The organism is Actinoallomurus acaciae, assembly GCF_042429965.1.
Classification (GTDB): Bacteria; Actinomycetota; Actinomycetes; order Streptosporangiales; family Streptosporangiaceae; genus Actinoallomurus; species Actinoallomurus acaciae.
Genome location: NZ_JBHLZP010001204.1, coordinates 1 through 796, shown reverse-complemented (window position 1 = coordinate 796; position 796 = coordinate 1). Strand labels below are relative to the sequence as shown.

The window sequence follows — 796 nt, the reverse complement described above, 5'->3', positions numbered from 1 at the left end:
GTGCCCTCCTGGTCCGGCGCGGGACGGGCCGACGGAGGCTCCGGCCGTGACCCCGGATCCCACCGCGTCGCGGAGGGCGCGGGGGCCGGCCGGTCGTCATCCGCGCCGGCGGCGCTCTCCGGCTCCGCCTCCGGCCGTACCGGAGATGGAAGCCGGGCGGGTGGTTCGCGCGGGTCTTCCGGGGGCGACGCCGGGAGCCCGTCCGTGGGCGCGGACGACGTGCCGGAATCGGGAGTTACCAGCCCGGACGACGGTATATCGAGCTCGGCAAGCAGGGTGGCCTGCCAGTCAGGCTCGGACAACGTCTTCCCCTCGGCGCGCAGCAGGCTGACAACACGGATTGCTCCCGATCCTATCGGCGTAAGCCCCCTCTGGCCTCCACAAACGGCACCCCATCATGATTACTGTGAGAGATCGATGCGCTACAGTATGCGACTGAGGAGCCGCCGCAACAGGCGGTCTTTTTCGGGGGGAAAAACCGACATGCGACGAATATTGGCTACTTCCATAGCCGCGGCCATTCCAGCCATGCTTCCGGTAAGTGCGGTCAGCGCCTATTCCAAGCCGGCGCCTCCGCCCACCGCGAGTGGCCATTACAAGGTGCGCGCGCACGGCCACGGACGCACCTCGCACAGCCGACCCGTCTCCGGGGGCGAGACACACGGCCGGCCGCAGAACGACGTGAAGGTCGACGCGGACGACGGCAGCGACGCTCCGCAGAACGCCGCGCCGGAGCACGGCTCCGGCCGCGCCCACGACGCCGCCGGCTCGCACAGCCGGCCGTCGCGTCCCGCCC

1 protein-coding gene is annotated in these 796 nt (G+C 70.9%); it reads left to right on the top strand.

Annotated elements, in window-relative coordinates; genetic code table 11:
- Positions 1-528: 528 nt before the first annotated feature.
- Positions 529-796 (top strand): hypothetical protein (locus ACFFNX_RS51640; protein ID WP_378213849.1); only part of this gene is annotated, 268 nt, incomplete at its 3' end.